The sequence below is a fragment of the Streptomyces yangpuensis genome (assembly GCF_001005295.1).
Lineage (GTDB): Bacteria > Actinomycetota > Actinomycetes > Streptomycetales > Streptomycetaceae > Streptomyces > Streptomyces yangpuensis.
The window spans coordinates 4649-21463 of the sequence record NZ_LBMK01000001.1 but is presented as its reverse complement, the minus strand read 5'-3'; the positions used below and the strand labels follow the sequence as shown (position 1 = coordinate 21463).

Below are 16815 nucleotides of genomic sequence, written 5' to 3'. Positions count from 1 at the left end.
CGCTGCATCTGTACAAATCTTGGGGTAGAACTTTGACACTCTGGCCAGCGACGTGGCAGGCCGTCCGTGCAGCGGCCTGTCCAGTCGCTATTCGGCCAGCTCGCGAGCTGTCAGAACGGCTTCCGCCAGGTTGTCCACGACCGGCACTCCGGCTGATTCCAGACTGCGGCGGCTGTGCGAACCGCCCGTGTAGAGCACAGCGCGGGCGCCGACGTGTGCGGCGGCGAGCGCGTCGTCCACGGCGTCCCCGATGAGGACCGTACGGCCGGCGGTCACCCCCGTCGTGTCCAGGGCCTGCAGGTGGCGTACGAGATGTTCCGCCTTGGAGGTGTGGGAGGGGCCGGTCCGCCCGTCGACGCGCAGGAAGTGGCCGTCGATGCCGTGGGACCGCACCAGCGGTACGAGCCGGTCATGGGGCGCGAGGGACAGCAGGGACTGGGTGAGCCCGTCGCGTTGCCAGTCGCGGAGCAGTTCCCGGGCGCCCTCGGCGAGGCCGGAATCCGCCGCCGCGGCCCAGTAGTGGCGGTGGAAGGTCTCGTCCATGACGAGCCACTCCTCCTCGGTGGGCAGCCGCCCCATGAGGCGCTCGTAGAACTTCGGCACCGGTACGACGTACAGCTCGCGGTACGTCTCCAGGGTGATCGGCGCGAAGCCGAGCTCGGCGAAGGAGGCGTTGGTGGCGGTGATGACGGCGTCGATGTCGTGGAGCAGGGTGCCGTTCCAGTCCCAGACGAGGTGGTTCGCGTGCGTCATTTCAGCAGCCCCGGGATCTCCTGGACGCCGAACCAGAGCAGCTCGTGGTCCTCGGCCCCGTCGACGGTGAACCGCGCGTCCTCGTCCCCGCCGTCGGCGGCGGGCAGGGCCAGCGCGGCGGCGGCTACGTCCTCGTCGGCGTCGGCGGCGTCCACGTGCACGGCGGCGGCCACGGTGAGCCGTACGGGGGCGGCGAGGCTCACCTGGCCGAGGGTGGCCTCGTCGACGCCGGGGGTGGCGGTGGCGGCCTTGTCGTCGACGTCGAGGGCGACGACGACGCGGCGGCGGGGTGCGCCGGGGTCGGCGGCGAGCAGCCGCAGCGAGGCGGCCGCGGCCCGGCCCAGGGCCGCGTACTCCAGCTCCTCGATGTCGTCCGAGACGTACCACTCGCGCAGGCCGGGGGTGACGGCGTACGCCCGCAGCGGGGCGGGGCCCAGCTCACCCGCCTTGTGCACCTCGGCGAGCCCAGGGAGGGTCAGGGGGACGTACACGCGCATGGCCGGCTGCTTTCGGTAGTCGGAAACCAACCCAGGATACGACTCGGAGGTGGCCGGCCGGGGTGCGGCAGGGTGACGGCCGCCGTACCCCATCGGGCTGCCGCGGCCCGCGGGAGGCCCGTCCACCGGCGGCCCCGGCGCCGTGCCGTACCGCCCCGGTGGCAGCGGGGTGCGCACTCGGATAGGTGAACCCGGCCCGGCGCGGGCCGGGGCCGGCCGCCGGTTGCGGAGCGTGTTCGCCGACCGTAGAAGATCCCCATCAAGTTACCGCCCGGTACCGCTCCGGGCCCGGCCTGTTCGGGGGCAGATCGCGATGGACACCACGACGCGCGGCACGATCGGCAGCAACGGCGGCCGCCGCCGCCCCGCGGGCCGCTCCGGGACCCGCCCCGCCGGCCGGCGCGACCAGCGCCGCCCGGCACCTGGCTCGGGCCCGGCGCGCCCGCCGCACGTCGGCCCGCACCACTGGTTCGCCGAACGCCTGCTGGCGGTGATCAGCGGCATGCGCCCGGTCCACTCGCTTCTGGGCCACACCGTCGGCCCCGCCTACCAGCAGCTGGTCACCCTGGCCCCGGCCGACCCCCTGCGCGAACGTCTGCGCCCGGTCGTCCGCCGCTGCGGCCGCTTCATCCCCGGCCCCGGCGTCATCGAGGCCTTCGCCCGCATCACCACCGGCGACCGCGTGACGGCCATGGCCTTCCGCCTGGAACAAGGCCCGGACCTCCGCTGGCGCTGCGCAGCCATCGAAATCCAGGGCCCCCTCCCGTAGCGGCCCACCGCCGCTTGAGGCCCCGGGCCCCAGGGCCGGCGCCCCACCCATCCAGCCCCGGCAGCCCTCCCCGGCCCCACCGCACCACCCCAGCCCCGTCACGCACCACCCCAGCCGCGCCGCACCATCCCAGCCTCGCCGGCGTTTGAGGCGCGGGGTCCGGGGCGGAGCCCCGCTCATTTCAGCCTCGCCGGCGTTTGAGGCGCGGGGGCCCGGGGGCAGCGCCCCCGCAACGGCGCCGCACCCGCCAACGCACGGCACCGGCACCGGCACCGGCACCGGCACCACACCCGCCACCACCGCGGGAGCGAAACGGCCGGGGCCGGACACTCAACGGTGCCCGGCCCCGGCCGACGAACTGCGCCCCCGCGGAGCGGCAAGGTTACTTCTTGCGGCGACGCCCACCCGCGGCCTTCTGCGCCTTGCGGCGCTCGGCCCGCGTCATCCCGTCCCCGGCCGCGTCGCTCTCGAAGTCGCCCTCGATCACGCCGCCCTCACCGTCGACCGTCGGCGCGGAGAAGTGCAGCCGGTCCGGACGCTGCGGCGCGTCCAGCCCCTTCGCCCGGATCTCCGGACGGGCGGCGGCGGCCGCCGGCTCCTTCGTCAGCGACGGCGCGGCTTCCTGCACCGGAAGCTCCTCGACCTGCTGCTCGACCTGGACCTCCAGGTTGAACAGGTAACCGACGGACTCCTCCTTGATGCCCTCCTGCATGGCGTTGAACATGTCGAAGCCCTCGCGCTGGTACTCGACCAGCGGGTCCTTCTGGGCCATGGCCCGCAGGCCGATGCCCTCCTGCAGGTAGTCCATCTCGTACAGGTGCTCGCGCCACTTGCGGTCCAGCACCGACAGGACCACGCGGCGCTCCAGCTCACGCATGATCTCGGAGCCGAGGGCCTTCTCGCGGGTCTCGTACTGCTCGTGGATGTCGTCCTTGACGGACTCCGCGATGAACTCGGCGGTGATGCCGGCGCGGTCGCCCGCGGCGTCCTCCAGCTCCTCGATGGTGACCTTCACCGGGTAGAGCTGCCGGAACGCGTTCCACAGCCGCTCCAGGTCCCACTCCTCGGCGAAGCCCTCGACCGTCTCGGCCGCGATGTACGCGTCGATGGTGTCGTCCATCATGTGGTGCACCTGCTCCTGGAGGTCCTCGCCCTCCAGAACGCGGCGGCGCTCCCGGTAGATGACCTCGCGCTGGTTGTTGAGCACCTCGTCGTACTTCAGGACGTTCTTACGCGTCTCGAAGTTCTGGGTCTCGACCTGCGACTGGGCCGACGCGATCGCGCGCGTCACCATCTTGTTCTCGATCGGGACGTCGTCCGGGACGTTCGCCATCGCCATGACGCGCTCGACCATCTGCGCCTTGAACAGACGCATCAGGTCGTCGCCCAGCGACAGGTAGAAACGGGACTCGCCCGGGTCGCCCTGGCGGCCGGAACGACCGCGCAGCTGGTTGTCGATACGACGCGACTCGTGGCGCTCGGTGCCCAGCACGTACAGCCCGCCGAGCCCCTTGACCTCCTCGAACTCCGCCTTCACGGCGGCCTCGGCACGGGTGAGCGCCGCGGGGAGGGCGTGCGCCCACTCCTCGATGTGCTCCTCCGGGTCCAGGCCCTGCTGGCGCAGCTCGGCCTCGGCGAGGTCGTCCGGGTTGCCGCCGAGCTTGATGTCGGTACCGCGGCCGGCCATGTTCGTGGCGACGGTGACGGCGCCGCGGCGGCCGGCCTGGGCGACGATCGTGGCCTCGCGCTCGTGGTGCTTGGCGTTGAGGACCTCGTGCGGGATGCCGCGCTTGGAGAGCTGCTGGGAGAGGTACTCGGACTTCTCGACCGACGTCGTACCGACGAGGATCGGCTGGCCCTTCTCGTGCTTCTCCGCGATGTCGTCGACGACGGCGGCGAACTTGGCGACCTCGGTGCGGTAGATCAGGTCGGCCTGGTCCACGCGCTGCATCGGCCGGTTCGTCGGGATCGGGACGACACCGAGCTTGTAGATCTGGTGGAACTCGGCGGCCTCGGTCATGGCCGTACCGGTCATGCCCGAGAGCTTCGAGTACAGGCGGAAGAAGTTCTGCAGGGTGATCGTGGCGAGAGTCTGGTTCTCGTCCTTGATGTCCACCCCTTCCTTCGCCTCGATCGCCTGGTGCATGCCCTCGTTGTAGCGGCGGCCGGCGAGGATACGGCCGGTGTGCTCGTCGACGATCATGACTTCGCCGTCGATGACGACGTAGTCCTTGTCCTTCTTGAACAGTTCCTTCGCCTTGATGGCGTTGTTCAGGTAGCCGACGAGCGGGGTGTTCACCGACTCGTAGAGGTTCTCGATGCCGAGCCAGTCCTCGACCTTGGCGACACCGGCCTCGTGGATGCCGACGGTGCGCTTCTTCTCGTCGACCTCGTAGTCGCCGGTCTCCTCGATGCCCTTGAGCGGCTGGCCGGCCTCGCCCTTGGTCAGGCGGGTGACCAGCTTCGCGAAGTCCGCGTACCACTTCGTGGCCTGGTCCGCGGGACCGGAGATGATCAGCGGGGTACGGGCCTCGTCGACGAGGATCGAGTCGACCTCGTCGACCACGGCGAAGTTGTGGCCGCGCTGGACGAGCTCGTCCTGCGACCACGCCATGTTGTCGCGCAGGTAGTCGAAGCCGAACTCGTTGTTCGTGCCGTAGGTGATGTCGCAGTTGTACTGCTCCCGGCGCTGCGCCGGCGACATGTTCGCCAGGATGCAGCCGACGGACAGGCCCAGGAACTTGTGGACGCGGCCCATCATCTCGGAGTCACGCTCGGCCAGGTAGTCGTTCACCGTGATCAGGTGGACGCCCTTGCCGGACAGCGCGTTCAGGTACGCGGGAAGGGTGCCGACAAGGGTCTTGCCCTCACCGGTCTTCATCTCGGCGACGTAGCCGAGGTGCAGCGCCGCACCGCCCATGAGCTGGACGTCGTAGTGGCGCTGGCCGAGGACGCGCTTGGCCGCCTCGCGCACGGTGGCGAAGGCCTCGGGCAGCAGGTCGTCCAGGCTCTCACCGTCCTGGAACCGCTGCTTGTACTCGTCCGTGAGCGCCCGCAACTCGGCGTCGGAGAGGTTGACGAAGTCCTCTTCGATGGAGTTGACCTGGTCCGCGATGCGGTGCAGTTTGCGCAGGATCTTGCCTTCGCCTGCACGCATGAGCTTGTTGAAGACGGACACCGAGGTTTGTCTCCTTGCCGGTCGGGCCTGGGCACTGTACGTACACGGGCACGGCAGGTGGGCCCCACCGCAACGGCCATCGTAAGCGAGGACGCGGTCGCGTCGGGAGGTCCGCCGTTCCCATGAGGGCACGGGTGCCCGGATTGAGAACGTACGGGGGACACCGAAGGTGCCGCATCACCCGGAGGGATTCCCGAAAAGTGTTCGCCCCCGGTGCCGCGACGGCAGCAGAATCCGCGCATGGAGCCCACCACACTGACCACCGGACGCCTCGTGCTCAGGCCTTTCGCCGCCGAGGACGCCCCCGAGGTGTACGCCGCCTGCCAGGACCCCGAGATCCAGCGCTGGAACGAGGTCCCCTCCCCCTACGGGCACGCGCACGCGGACACCTGGGTGAACGAGACCGTGCCGACCGGCTGGCGCGAGGACAGCGCGTACAGCTTCGCGGTCCGGCTCGGGGCCGGGGGCCCGCTGGTGGCGGCCCTGGGCGTGCACCCGCGCGGCGAGGCCGTGTTCGAGATCGGCTTCTGGGCGGTGAAGGAGCACCGGGGCCGGGGCTACGTGACCGAGGCGGTCGGCGCCGCCGCCCGCTGGGCCTTCACCGAGCTCGGCGCCGGACGCCTGGAGTGGCGGGCCGACCTCGGCAACGGCGCCTCCCGGGCCGTCGCGGAGAAGGCCGGCTTCCGGATGGAGGGGATCCTGCGCGCCGCGATCTCCCACCGCGGCACCCTGCGCGACTGCCGGGTCGGCGCCCTGCTCCCCTCCGACCTCGGCCTGCCTTCGCAGCTGCCGTACCTGCCGTCGCCCACGCCCTGACGCCCCGGTCCGGCCCCGTTGTCAGTGGCACGGCCTACGCTTCGGCGCATGACGAGCCTGCCGCCGCCGACCGTGTCCCTGTCCGCCGACGAGGCCCGCCGGATCGCCCTGCGCGCGCAGGGCTTCCTCGGGGCCCCCGACCGGCGCGGCGGGGTCCGCGGGGTCCTGCGCCGCCTGGGCGCCGTCCAGCTCGACACCATCTCGGTGCTGGCCCGCTCGCACGAGCTGATCCCGTACGCCCGGCTCGGCGCGGTCGGCCGGGACAGCGTGGAGAAGGCCTACTGGACCGAGCGGCACGCCTTTGAGTACTGGTCGCACGCGGCCTGCATCCTGCCCATCGAGGAATGGCCGCATTTCGCCTTCCGCCGCCGGGCCAACCGGAAGCGGGGCCACCGCTGGCACATCCTGCAGGACAAGCAGCACTCGACGCGGGCGGTCCTGGACCGCCTGAGGACGGACGGCCCGCTGACCTCCACCGAGCTGGGCGGCGCCAAGAACGGCGGCGAGTGGTTCGAATGGTCCGAGACCAAGATCGCCGTGGAGTGGCTCCTCGACACCGGCGAGGTGGTGTGCAGCGAGCGCCGCGGCTGGAAGCGGGTCTACGACCTCCCCGAGCGGGCCGTGCCCGACGCCCTGCTCCACGACGACCTGGACGACCGCGAGTGCCTGCGCCGCCTGGTCGCCCTGGCCGGCCGCTCCCTCGGCGTCGGCACCCGCGCCGACATCGCGGACTACCACCGGCTCAAGGGGGAGCAGTTCGACACGGTGGTCGAGGACTCGGGACTGGTGCCGGTGGAGGTGGAGGGCTGGTCCAAGCCCGCGTGGGCGGACCCGGCGGCCCTCGCGACTGCTCCCCGGGGCCGCCACCGCACGACGCTGCTGTCCCCTTTCGACTCTCTGGTGTGGGACCGTCCCCGCACGGAGCGGATCTTCGGCTTCACCCACCGCCTGGAGGCGTACGTCCCCAAGCCGAAGCGGATACACGGGTACTTCGCGATGCCTCTGCTGGCGGGCGGGCGGCTCCGGGGCCGCGTCGACCCGGCCCGTGAGGGCCGCACGCTGGTCGCCCGGCAGCTCTCCCTGACCTCTCCCGCGGACGCGGCCCCGATGGCGCGGGCCCTGCGGGAGGCGGCGGAATGGGTCGGCTGCGACGCGGTCCGCGTGGAGCGCGCCCAGACCGCCGCCGAGGCGGCGGCGGTGACGGCCGAACTGGCGGTGCTGGGCACCTGACCGGACCTCCGCGGGCCTGAGGGCCCGCGGAGGGCTAGCGGATCTCCAGGATCTTCTCCCGCATCGCGTAGACCACGGCCTCCATCCGGGAGTGCAGCTGGAGCTTCTCCAGGATGTTGCGGACGTGGTTCTTCACGGTGTTCTCGGAGATGAACAACTCCTTCGCGATGTCGCGGTTGTTCATGCCGGTGGCCACCAGCTTGAGGACCTCGAGTTCGCGGTCCGTCAGCCTCGGCGCGGGCACCAGCCGCCGCTCGTCGGTCCGCTGGATCATCGACTTGAACTCGGTGAGGAGTTTCGACGCCATCGACGGGCTGATCTGCGACTGGCCGTCGGCCACCGCCCGGATCGCCGTTGCCACCTCGTCCGTGGAGATCTCCTTCAGCAGGTACCCGGTCGCGCCCGCCTTGATCGCGTCGTAGAGGTCCGCCTCCTCGTCGCTGATCGTCAGCATGATGATCTTCGCGGAAGGGGCCACCTCCTTGATCGAGGTGCAGGCTTCGATGCCGCCGCGCCGGGGCATCCGCACGTCCATGAGCACGATGTCCGGCAGCAGGTCGGCCGCCTTGTCCACCGCCTCCGCGCCGTCCCCGGCCTCGCCGACGACCTGGATGTCCTCCTCCTGCGCGAGGACGATCTCCAGACCCCGCCGGAAGAGTGCGTGGTCGTCGACCACGAGCACCCGGATGGGCTCCCCGGCCGGTACACCGGCGGTTTCCCCCGACGCGTCCGCCCCGCGGCAGGCCGCGCCGTCGTCCGCGCGTACCGGACCGAAGCTGTCCGCCATCGTCCCTCCCCCTGCATGTGCCGAGCTGCCGGGCCAACCGGACACGTTCCGCGACCGGTTGACTGCCCGCCATGATTCCATGCCCGCACCACGTCGCGGGGGAAGCCGGCGGAGCTGCTGGCGCATACCCGTCATGCAAGTGCCCCCGCGGAGACGCCGAAGCGTCCCGCGGGGGCAGCGAACGGTCTGCTCAGCCGCCGAGCGCGCCACCCGCGCCGCCCCGCGGCTCCTCCGAGCTGGAGGCCCCGTCGGGGTTCACATGGATGACGCCGTAGTCATAGGCGTGGCGCCGGTAGACGACACTGGGCAGCTTCGTCTCGGAGTCGACGAACAGATAGAAGTCGTGGCCGACCAGCTCCATCTCGTACAGAGCCTGATCGAGCGACATGGGCGCGGCCGAGTGGGTCTTCTCGCGGACGATGAGCGGGCCTTCGCCCTGCACCTCGATGGATCCGATCCGGGTGATCGGAACGCCGTCCGTCTCCTCCTCGGTGACCACCTGGCCACTGCCGTTCAGCGACGCGACGCCCGGCACGACGTCGGCGACCTCTGCCGCCGAGAGCCGGCCGTTGCCACGGCGGGTGTAACGCTTGTCGTGCTGCTTGCGCAGCCGGGCCTCCAGCTTGTCCTGAGCGAGGTCCAGCGCCGCGTACGCGTCGGCGGCGGCGGCCTCGGCCCGGATCACCGGGCCCCGCGAACGCAGGGTGATCTCCACGCGGTCGGAACGGTCGGCCTGGCGCGGGTTGTGCTCCTTGGACACCTCGACGTCCAAGCTGATCACCTTGGCGTCGAGCTTCTGGATCCGCTCCGGATTCAGCTTCTCGGCCACGTGCTTGCGGAACCGCTCGGGCACCTCGGTCTTGCGGCCCTTGACGACGATGTCCACGCAGAACTCCGTTCCCGGATAGCTCCGCCCGACGGGGCGAAGCGTCTCCCTTTCGCACCAGACTCCGGTGAAGGCCGGAGCCTCGGACTTGGCGACTTTCACCTCCTCCTCCCCCATCGGCAAGATCTACACCCCACCGACTTCGGAGTCGAGAGAACAGCCTCCTGAGTTCCTTACAACCGAACATATCCCTGTATGACGGTTGTCGGCACCCGCTACTGGCACGTACTTCCAGTCCAGTGGCCGTTCCCTCGTACTACCTGCAACGATGGGCCTTCCCCTCCAGTTCCAAATGTATTCACGGGATTTTCCTCCCCGAGGCGTTGCAGGTCACCGCGCCGCCGTCCGGGGCGCCCGTACGAAGGAGTCCGCCGGCGCGGCGACCACCGCTGCCCGCAGCACCGCTCCCGGATCCGCCACCAGACCCGCCGCGCGGACCGCCCGCGCCGCCTCGGCCAGCGTCGCCCCCGTCGTGACCACGTCGTCCACGAGCACGATCCGGGCCCCACGCGTCAGCCGTACGCCGTCCCGGCGCACCGCCAGCGCCCCCGCGAGGTTCTCCCGGCGCTGCCGGGCCCCCAGCCCCGCCTGGTCGGCCACCGCCCGCCGCAGCCCCAGTACGGACGCCACCCGCGCGGGAACCCCGGCCCGCCGCAGCCGGCCCGCCGCGGCCAGGGCGATCCTGCGCGCCGGATCGTGCCCGCGCGCCCGCACCTGCCGGCGCGCCGACGGGACCGGCACCAGCGCCACCTCACCCGGCCCGGGCCCCGTCCCGCCCGCCAGGACGGCCGCCGCCAGCGCACCGCCCAGCACCCCGGCCAGCGGGAGCGCCCCGCGCTCCTTGTGGGCCAGCAGAACGGCCCGTACGGCTCCCTCGTAGGCGGCGGCCGCCTGTACCACCGGCAGCCCCTCGGGACGCGGAGACGGCCCCACCGGGCCCGCCAGGGCACCGCTGAGCGCGCCCCGGCAGCCGTCGCACACCAGCACGCGGACGGCACCGCACCCGGCGCAGTCCACCGGCAGGACCAGCCCGGCGAGCTCCTGCCACCACCCCCGCATGGCTCCACACTCGCGGCCCGGCCCCCGGCCCGCCACCCCTGTGGACGACCGCCCCCAGAACCCCCGGCCGTCCGGACGCCCGGAGGCCCGGCCGTGCCTCAGCCCGGGTAGACCGGGGACCGGCCGCCCTCGACCACTGTGCGCCACTGCGCCCCCGGCGGCAGCCAGACGATCCCGTCCTCCGAGAACGCCACCACCGGCTTCGGCTTCGACTCGTCCTCCGCGGCCGCGACCGCGACCTCGGCCAGCCCCGTGGCCCCCGGCAGGCTCGCCGCGACCATCGAGCCGTCCGCCAGCATGTAGCGGGCCTGCTGCACCCCGCCCTTCTCGCGGCCCACCACCAGCAGCCGGCCCCGCGGCGCCCAGCTCATCGTCGTCACGTTCTCCATCTGCGGCGCCGCGGGACGCAGCTCGCGCACGGACACCGCCGAGATGTCGCCCTTGGCGTCGGGCCGCTCGATCCGCCCGATGTAAAGGGTCTTGCTGTTGGCGTCCTTCTCCAGCAGCAGCGCGATCCGGGCGCCGTCGGCGGACACCTTCAGCGAGGCGATCCGCCGCCCGTCGAGCCCCGCCACCTGCACCTTCTCGGGGGTACCGCTCCCGCCCGGCACCCGCCACAGGCCCGGCTGCTGCGGATCGCGGTCCGCGACCCACAGGTCGCCCGAGGCGTCCCAGCTCGGCGCCGTCAGCGTCTCCGCCTTGCCGCCCCGCCCGATCGGCACCTGCGCCGGCATCGGCCCGCCCCCGACCATCGGCACGACGTACAGCCCGTGCCCGTCCTCGGAGACCACGGCCGCACGCCGCTCGTCGTGCGAGACCGCCGCCGAGCTGACCTTGAACACGGGAACGGTCGCCAGCGGCCCCGGCACCGCTTCGGTACGGATCTGCTGGTCCTCGCTGCTCACGTCGAGCTTCATCCGGACCAGCCGCTTCTCGTTGTCCACGAAGTACTGGAACTCGGGAATCCTGGGCCGGTTGGCGATCGCGTCCGCGCTCACCGAGGTCACCGAGCACAGCGACGTCGTCTTGTCGTCGGCGGAGCGCAGCAGTTCGACCTGGTCCAGCCGCGACCCTGTCAGATCCTTGACGGTGTACAGGAGTTGCGTGGCCATCTTCTTGCACTGCGGCTGCGCGACGTTGCCCACCTTGTCGTTCAGCGGCACCCGCAGCGTGTTCTGGCCGTCGTACGACAGGGACTTGGTGCCCGTGCGCAGTTCCGTACCGGTGGGGAAGCTGGACTCCACGACCGGCGCGAGCCACCGGGACGGCCCGGCGAGCAGCGACTGCACGGTCTGCGTGGTCGGGTCCATCCGCGAATCGGGATCGGTGCGCTGGCGCACGTACACCGGGTCGGCGACGAGCGTGCCGCCCGCGAAGTAGTACTTGTTCACCGGCATGTAGATGCGCTGGAAGTCCGACTCGCTGAGCACCAGACCGCTCGGCGGGGTCGAGATGCGCCACTGCTTGTCCTGGTCCTGGACGAGCTGGAGCTGCTCCTCGTACTCCCTGGCCCCGGTCTGCGGCTGGTACGCGCTGTGCTCGTCGACGGTCGCGAGCTTCTTGCCGGTCACCTTCCAGCGGGGCCCCTCGGGGTCCTTCTCGCCCCGCACCGCGACCCGGCTAAGGCCGGAGGAGAGCACGGTGACGGCCGAGCCCGGCTTCCAGGACTTCGCGGCGGCCGGCGTCAGGTACTTGCGGGCGGTCTCCAGCTGCGGGTCGTCGCTGGTCATCGCCTCCAGGAAACCGTCGACGATCTCCGCCGGGGTGGCCTTGTCCGCGGGCGGCACACCGAACACCCGCACCTGCGAGTCCACGCCCTGCGAGGCCTGCACCGCGCGGATCTCGCCGCTGCTGGGCATCGACGCGCAGCCCGACAGGAGCAGTCCGGCCGTCCCGAAGGCGTACGCGCGCACGGTGCGCAGGCGTCGGCCCCTCACCCGTGCGCTCCCCCACCGCGCGTCCACGGGCTCACCGTCCATCGGCTCGATCCTCCTGTTGTGCCTGTTCGGCCGGGCGCGCCACGACCCGGGCCCCGCTCCCCGGCAGGGCCGTCGGGTCGGCGGGCACCGACAGCCCCCCGGCGACCGGCGGCCGCGGCGGTATCGGCGAGCGGTCCCCGGCGTCGGCCGGCGGGCGTTCCGCCCTGCTGCCGGAGGCCTCGGCCGCGGCGTCCGCAGCGGCCCTGGCCCGGTTCGCCCGCGAGTCCTCGGGCTCCAGCGGGATCGGCGAACCCCGCAGCGGCTCGTCGGCGGTACGCGGCAGCGTCAGCCGGAACTGCGAGCCGCCGCCCGGCTCGCCCCAGGCCTGCAGCCAGCCGCCGTGCAGCCGGGCGTCCTCGACGGCGATGGACAGCCCGAGGCCCGTCCCGCCGGTCGTACGCGCCCGCGCCGGGTCGGCCCGCCAGAAACGGTTGAAGACACGGGTCGCCTCGCCCGGCTTGAGCCCGACGCCGTAGTCCCGTACCGCCACGGCCACGGCGCCACCCGCGGACGCCAGCCGTACCACCACGTCCCGGCCCTCACCGTGCTCCACGGCGTTGACGACGAGGTTGCGCAGCACCCGCTCGACGCGCCGCGAATCGGCCTCGGCGATCACCGGCTGCGAGTCGCCGAGAACCCGGATCCGGGTCCCCTTGTGCTCCGCGAGCGGCTCCGCCCCGTCGATGACGCGGCGCACCACCTCGCGCAGGTCGACCGGCTCGGCCTCCAGGGCCGCCGCCCCCGCGTCGAAGCGGCTGATCTCCAGCAGGTCCGCCAGCAGCGACTCGAAGCGGTCGAGCTGACCGGCGAGCAGCTCGGCGGAGCGCGCGGTCACCGGATCGAAGTCGACACGGGCGTCGTGGATGACGTCGGCGGCCATCCGCACCGTCGTCAGCGGCGTCCGCAGCTCATGGCTGACGTCCGAGACGAACCGGCGCTGCATCCGGGACAGCTCCTCCAGCTGCTGGATCTTGTTCTGGAGGTTCTGCGCCATCTTGTTGAAGGCCTCGCCCAGGCGGGCGATGTCGTCCTCGCCGGTGACCTTCATCCGCTCCTGGAGCCGGCCCGCCGAGAGCCGCTCGGCGATCCCGGCGGCCATCCGTACGGGACTCACCACCTGGCGCACGACGAGCCAGGCGATACCGCTCAGCAGCACCACGACGAACAGCCCGGCGGTGGCGATGGTGGACTTGACCAGGTTGAGGGACTCCTCCTCCTGGGTCAGCGGGAAGAGGTAGTACAGGTCGTACGGGTCCCCGTTGATGTCCGTCAGCCGCTTGCCGACGACCAGCGCCGGCTCGGGCTGCTTCTGGTCCGCCCCGCTCGTGTAGCGGATCTCGGAGAACGTCTTGAACGTGCCGGTGGCGTGGTTGACGGCCCGGCGCAGACTGATCGGCACGCTGGCGGTCGGATCCACGTTCCCGGAGGCGCGGGCGCCACGGACACCCTGGGCGCCCGGCTGGGGCTGCTCCCCGGTGCCGGCACCGAGCGCGGCCACCTCGAAGGCGGTCTGGCCCCCACTGGCCAGCTGCTTGACCAGCGAGTTCATCCACGTACTGGCATCACGGCCGACCTTGTTGTCGGTCGCGTCGGGCCCGTCCACGGTCGCGGGGGTGTTGGCCTTCTCCTGCGCCACCGCGAAACCGCCCGCGGCCTGGCTCTGCGCCGCCTCCTCCTTCGCGACGAGGAGCCCCTCGCTGACCTGCGCGATGACCACGAAGCCCAGGGCCAGGACCACCGACAGCGAGATCAGCAGGGTGGCCGCGACCACCCGCAGCTGGATGTTGCGCCGCCACAGCCGGACAGCCGGAAGCAGCGGCCGGCGCACGAGACGTACGAACAGCCGCAGCAGCCTGCCGGCGGGCGCCCCGTCACGGAGCAGCCTGCCGGTCCACAGGCGGGAACCGCCCCGGACCCTGCCCGAGGTACCGGACTGCACGTCAGCTGGGTCCGGCCTTGTAGCCGACACCACGCACCGTCACGACGATCTCGGGGCGCTCCGGGTCCTTCTCGACCTTGGAGCGCAGACGCTGCACGTGCACGTTGACCAGGCGGGTGTCCGCCGCGTGCCGGTAGCCCCAGACCTGCTCCAGCAGCACCTCACGGGTGAAGACCTGCCAGGGCTTGCGCGCGAGCGCGACCAGCAGGTCGAACTCGAGCGGCGTCAGGGCGATCGAGGCACCGTCGCGCTTGACCGAGTGCCCTGCCACGTCGATGACCAGGTCACCGATGGTCAGCTGCTCGGGCGCCGGCTCCTCCGAACGGCGCAGACGGGCCCGGATACGGGCCACCAGCTCCTTCGGCTTGAACGGCTTGACGATGTAGTCGTCGGCCCCGGACTCCAGGCCCACGACCACGTCCACCGTGTCGCTCTTGGCGGTCAGCATGACGATCGGCACGCCGGACTCGGCCCGGATCAGCCTGCACACCTCTATGCCGTCCCGTCCGGGCAGCATGAGGTCCAGCAGGACCAGGTCGGGCTTCGCCTCCCGGAAGGCAGCAAGTGCCTTGTCACCGTCCGCTACGAACGACGGCTCAAAACCTTCTCCCCGCAGCACAATGCCGAGCATCTCGGCCAGCGCGGTGTCGTCGTCGACGACAAGGACGCGTCCCTTCATGCTTGACATCATCCCATTAGCCAATCGTGACCCGGCGGTGAGCTGTCCCACAGCCAAAAGGGCTGGAAATCGCCCCTCCGGCCTGCGTGGACATCCACCCGCCCGGCCCGGCCCCGATCCGGGCGACAATGGAAGGCACGGGCCACCGGACATCCGGGGGGACGGCTGGTCCGTTCGGAGTCCTCACGTGGCACGATGGCAGCGACCAGCGCCCCCGCCGCAGCAGGTGGATGTGAAGGAGCGACGATGAACGACTCTCCGGGCTGGGCTACGCCCGGATCCTCTCCGTCCGACGGCGATCGGCAGGGAGACCCCGCCGACCGGCCCGGCACCGACGGCGGCGCGCACCAGCCCGCACGGCCCACCGGCGACCCCAAGTGGTCCGCCGAGCAGCCACCGCCCGGCCAGTGGTCGAGCCCCGGCGCGACACCCCCCGCCGACACCCCCCGGCCCCCGGCGCAGCCCGCCACCGGCTGGGGACAGCAGCCCGGCGGCCAGTACTCCTACCCCGGCGGCCCGGGCCAGTGGGGCCACCAGCCGCCCGCCGCCAAGCCCGGAATCATCCCGCTGCGCCCGCTGGGCCTCGGCGAGATCCTCGACGGCTCGGTCGCCACCATGCGCACGCACTGGCGCTCCGTCGTGCCCATCACCCTGGTCGTGGCCACGGTCATCCAGGTGATCAGCGTGCTCGTGCAGAAGTTCATGCTGAACGACCTGCCCCTCGGCTCCCCCGAGGACATGACCGCCGAGGAGACGATCGACAGCCTCGGCAGCACCCTCGCCGTCTCGGTCGTGAACCAGGTCATCCAGGTCCTCGGGACGATCGTGGTCACCGCGATGCTCACGATGATCTTCAGCCGGGCCATCCTCGGACAGCACTCCTCGGTCTCCACCGCCTGGCGCGAGGCCCGCCCCCAGTTGCTCCGCCTGATCGGCCTGACCCTGCTGCTCGCCCTCGGCATCGTCCTGCTCGGCGCCGTACTGGTCCTGCCGGGAGCCCTCGCGGGCAACATGGGCCTGGTCGTCGTCGGCTTCGTCGCCTGGGTGCCGCTCATCATCTGGCTCGGGATCAAGTTCAGCCTGGCCTCCCCCGCCCTGATGCTGGAGAAGAGCACCGTCATCAAGGCCTTCACCCGCTCCTCGAAGCTCGTCAGCGGCGCGTGGTGGCGCATCTTCGGCATCACGCTCCTCACGGCCCTGATCGCCTTCATGATCGCCTTCGTGGTCGTGGCGCCGTTCCAGATGATCGGCCTCTTCGTTTTCGGCGGCGGCCTCGACTCCCTGGAGGACGGCAGCGCCCAGACCGCCTGGGGACCGCTGATCTTCTCCGGCATCGGCCTGATCATCGCCCAGACGATCATCATGCCCATCCAGTCCGGCGTCACCGTCCTGCTCTACGTCGACCAGCGCATCCGCCGCGAGGGCCTCGACCTGGAACTCGCCCGGGCGGCCGGCATCGAGAACTACGGCACGACCGGAGGCTGACCCACCGATGATGAGCACGGGGGGCCTCATCACCCGCACCGCGGAGCCACCACCGGTGACGACACCGCGTACGCCCGCGCAGGAGGCGGCGGAACGCGAGCTGTCCAAGCCGATGTACCACGAGAACGACCCGAACCTGCTGGAACGCGCCCTGCGCGCGTTCCTCGAGTGGCTCGACGACCTGTTCGGCGCCGCCTCCGGGGCGACCCCCGGAGGCGCCGTGGGCCTGGTCGCCGTCCTCCTCCTGGTCGTCCTCGCCGTCACCGCCCTGTGGTGGCGCCTGGGCTCCCCCCGCCGCACCACCACCTCCGCCGGCACCCTCTTCGACGACGGCGTCCGCAGCGCGGCCGACCACCGCACCGCCGCCGAGGCCCACGCCACCGCCGGCCGCTGGACGGAAGCGGTCCAGGAACGCATGCGCGCCGTCGTCCGCTCCCTGGAGGAGCGCACCCTGCTGGACCCCCGCCCGGGCCGCACCGCCGACGAGGCCGCCGCCGAAGCCGCCGTGTCCCTCCCCGACCACGCCGCCGCCCTCCACGCCGCCGCCCGCACCTTCGACGACATCACCTACGGTGGCCGCACCGCCGACGCCGACACCTACGCCCGCCTGCGCACCCTCGACCTCACCCTGACCCGCACCAAGCCGCTCCTGACGGGACCCGCCGCATGACCGGCCCCCCCCCCCCCCCCCCCCCCCCCCCCCCCCCCCCCCCCCCCCCCCCCCCCCCCCCCCCCCCCCGCCCCCCCCCCCCCCCCCC

At 72.0% G+C, this 16815-nt stretch carries 14 protein-coding genes; 5 read left to right on the top strand and 9 right to left on the bottom strand.

Annotation, left to right across the window (positions count from 1 at the left end; all coding sequences use genetic code 11):
* Positions 1-87: 87 nt before the first annotated feature.
* Together AAT21_RS00090 and AAT21_RS00085 are read right to left on the bottom strand one after the other, a co-directional pair.
* Positions 88-753: an HAD family hydrolase gene (locus AAT21_RS00090; protein ID WP_046774701.1), complete on the bottom strand. Its 666-nt coding sequence runs from the start codon at positions 751-753 to the stop codon at positions 88-90.
* Positions 750-1250 (bottom strand): DUF6912 family protein, encoded by a 501-nt coding sequence (locus AAT21_RS00085; RefSeq protein WP_046774700.1) that lies wholly within the window; start codon positions 1248-1250, stop codon positions 750-752. The genes AAT21_RS00090 and AAT21_RS00085 overlap by 4 nt, the downstream gene beginning before the upstream one ends.
* Positions 1251-1563: 313 nt before the next feature.
* Between AAT21_RS00085 and AAT21_RS00080 the strand changes: the two genes are divergently transcribed.
* A complete protein-coding gene (locus AAT21_RS00080; RefSeq protein ID WP_235438631.1) occupies positions 1564-2019 on the top strand; it encodes an Rv3235 family protein in 456 nt (151 codons plus the stop codon).
* A 382-nt stretch (positions 2020-2401) separates the two neighbouring features.
* Here the strand turns inward: AAT21_RS00080 and secA are convergent, their stop codons facing one another.
* Positions 2402-5197 (bottom strand): preprotein translocase subunit SecA, encoded by a 2796-nt coding sequence (gene secA, locus AAT21_RS00075; protein ID WP_046774699.1) that lies wholly within the window; start codon positions 5195-5197, stop codon positions 2402-2404.
* 240 nt (positions 5198-5437) lie between these two features.
* Between secA and AAT21_RS00070 the strand changes: the two genes are divergently transcribed.
* Both AAT21_RS00070 and AAT21_RS00065 read left to right on the top strand, forming a co-directional pair.
* Entirely contained in the window at positions 5438-6013 is a 576-nt protein-coding gene (locus AAT21_RS00070) for a GNAT family N-acetyltransferase (RefSeq protein WP_046774698.1), read from the top strand.
* Positions 6014-6061: 48 nt separating this feature from the next.
* The gene (locus AAT21_RS00065; RefSeq protein ID WP_046774697.1) at positions 6062-7243 is read left to right on the top strand and encodes a winged helix-turn-helix domain-containing protein; all 1182 of its coding nucleotides are present in this window, start codon (positions 6062-6064) and stop codon (positions 7241-7243) included.
* Positions 7244-7277: 34 nt separating this feature from the next.
* Here the strand turns inward: AAT21_RS00065 and AAT21_RS00060 are convergent, their stop codons facing one another.
* From AAT21_RS00060 to mtrA, 6 genes are all read right to left on the bottom strand, one after another.
* Positions 7278-8030: a response regulator gene (locus tag AAT21_RS00060; RefSeq protein ID WP_046774696.1), complete on the bottom strand. Its 753-nt coding sequence runs from the start codon at positions 8028-8030 to the stop codon at positions 7278-7280.
* A 190-nt stretch (positions 8031-8220) separates the two neighbouring features.
* Entirely contained in the window at positions 8221-8916 is a 696-nt protein-coding gene (gene hpf, locus AAT21_RS00055) for a ribosome hibernation-promoting factor, HPF/YfiA family (RefSeq protein WP_030847544.1), read from the bottom strand.
* 330 nt (positions 8917-9246) lie between these two features.
* Complete coding sequence (locus AAT21_RS00050) at positions 9247-9975, bottom strand: ComF family protein (RefSeq protein WP_046774695.1); 729 nt, start codon at positions 9973-9975, stop codon at positions 9247-9249.
* A 98-nt stretch (positions 9976-10073) separates the two neighbouring features.
* Positions 10074-11912, bottom strand: coding sequence for an LpqB family beta-propeller domain-containing protein (locus AAT21_RS00045; RefSeq protein WP_327152705.1), 1839 nt, complete (start codon positions 11910-11912; stop codon positions 10074-10076).
* 31 nt (positions 11913-11943) lie between these two features.
* Positions 11944-13806, bottom strand: coding sequence for an MtrAB system histidine kinase MtrB (gene mtrB / locus AAT21_RS00040; protein WP_046775460.1), 1863 nt, complete (start codon positions 13804-13806; stop codon positions 11944-11946).
* Between the two features lie 88 nt (positions 13807-13894).
* Entirely contained in the window at positions 13895-14584 is a 690-nt protein-coding gene (gene mtrA / locus AAT21_RS00035) for a two-component system response regulator MtrA (RefSeq protein ID WP_200904315.1), read from the bottom strand.
* Between the two features lie 234 nt (positions 14585-14818).
* On the opposite strand from mtrA, the gene AAT21_RS00030 reads away from it, so the two are divergent.
* Both AAT21_RS00030 and AAT21_RS00025 read left to right on the top strand, forming a co-directional pair.
* Positions 14819-16057, top strand: a complete 1239-nt coding sequence (locus AAT21_RS00030) for a glycerophosphoryl diester phosphodiesterase membrane domain-containing protein (RefSeq protein ID WP_046774693.1) — start codon at positions 14819-14821, stop codon at positions 16055-16057.
* 7 nt (positions 16058-16064) lie between these two features.
* Positions 16065-16727, top strand: a complete 663-nt coding sequence (locus tag AAT21_RS00025; protein WP_046774692.1) for a DUF4129 domain-containing protein — start codon at positions 16065-16067, stop codon at positions 16725-16727.
* The last annotated feature ends 88 nt before the right edge of the window (positions 16728-16815 follow it).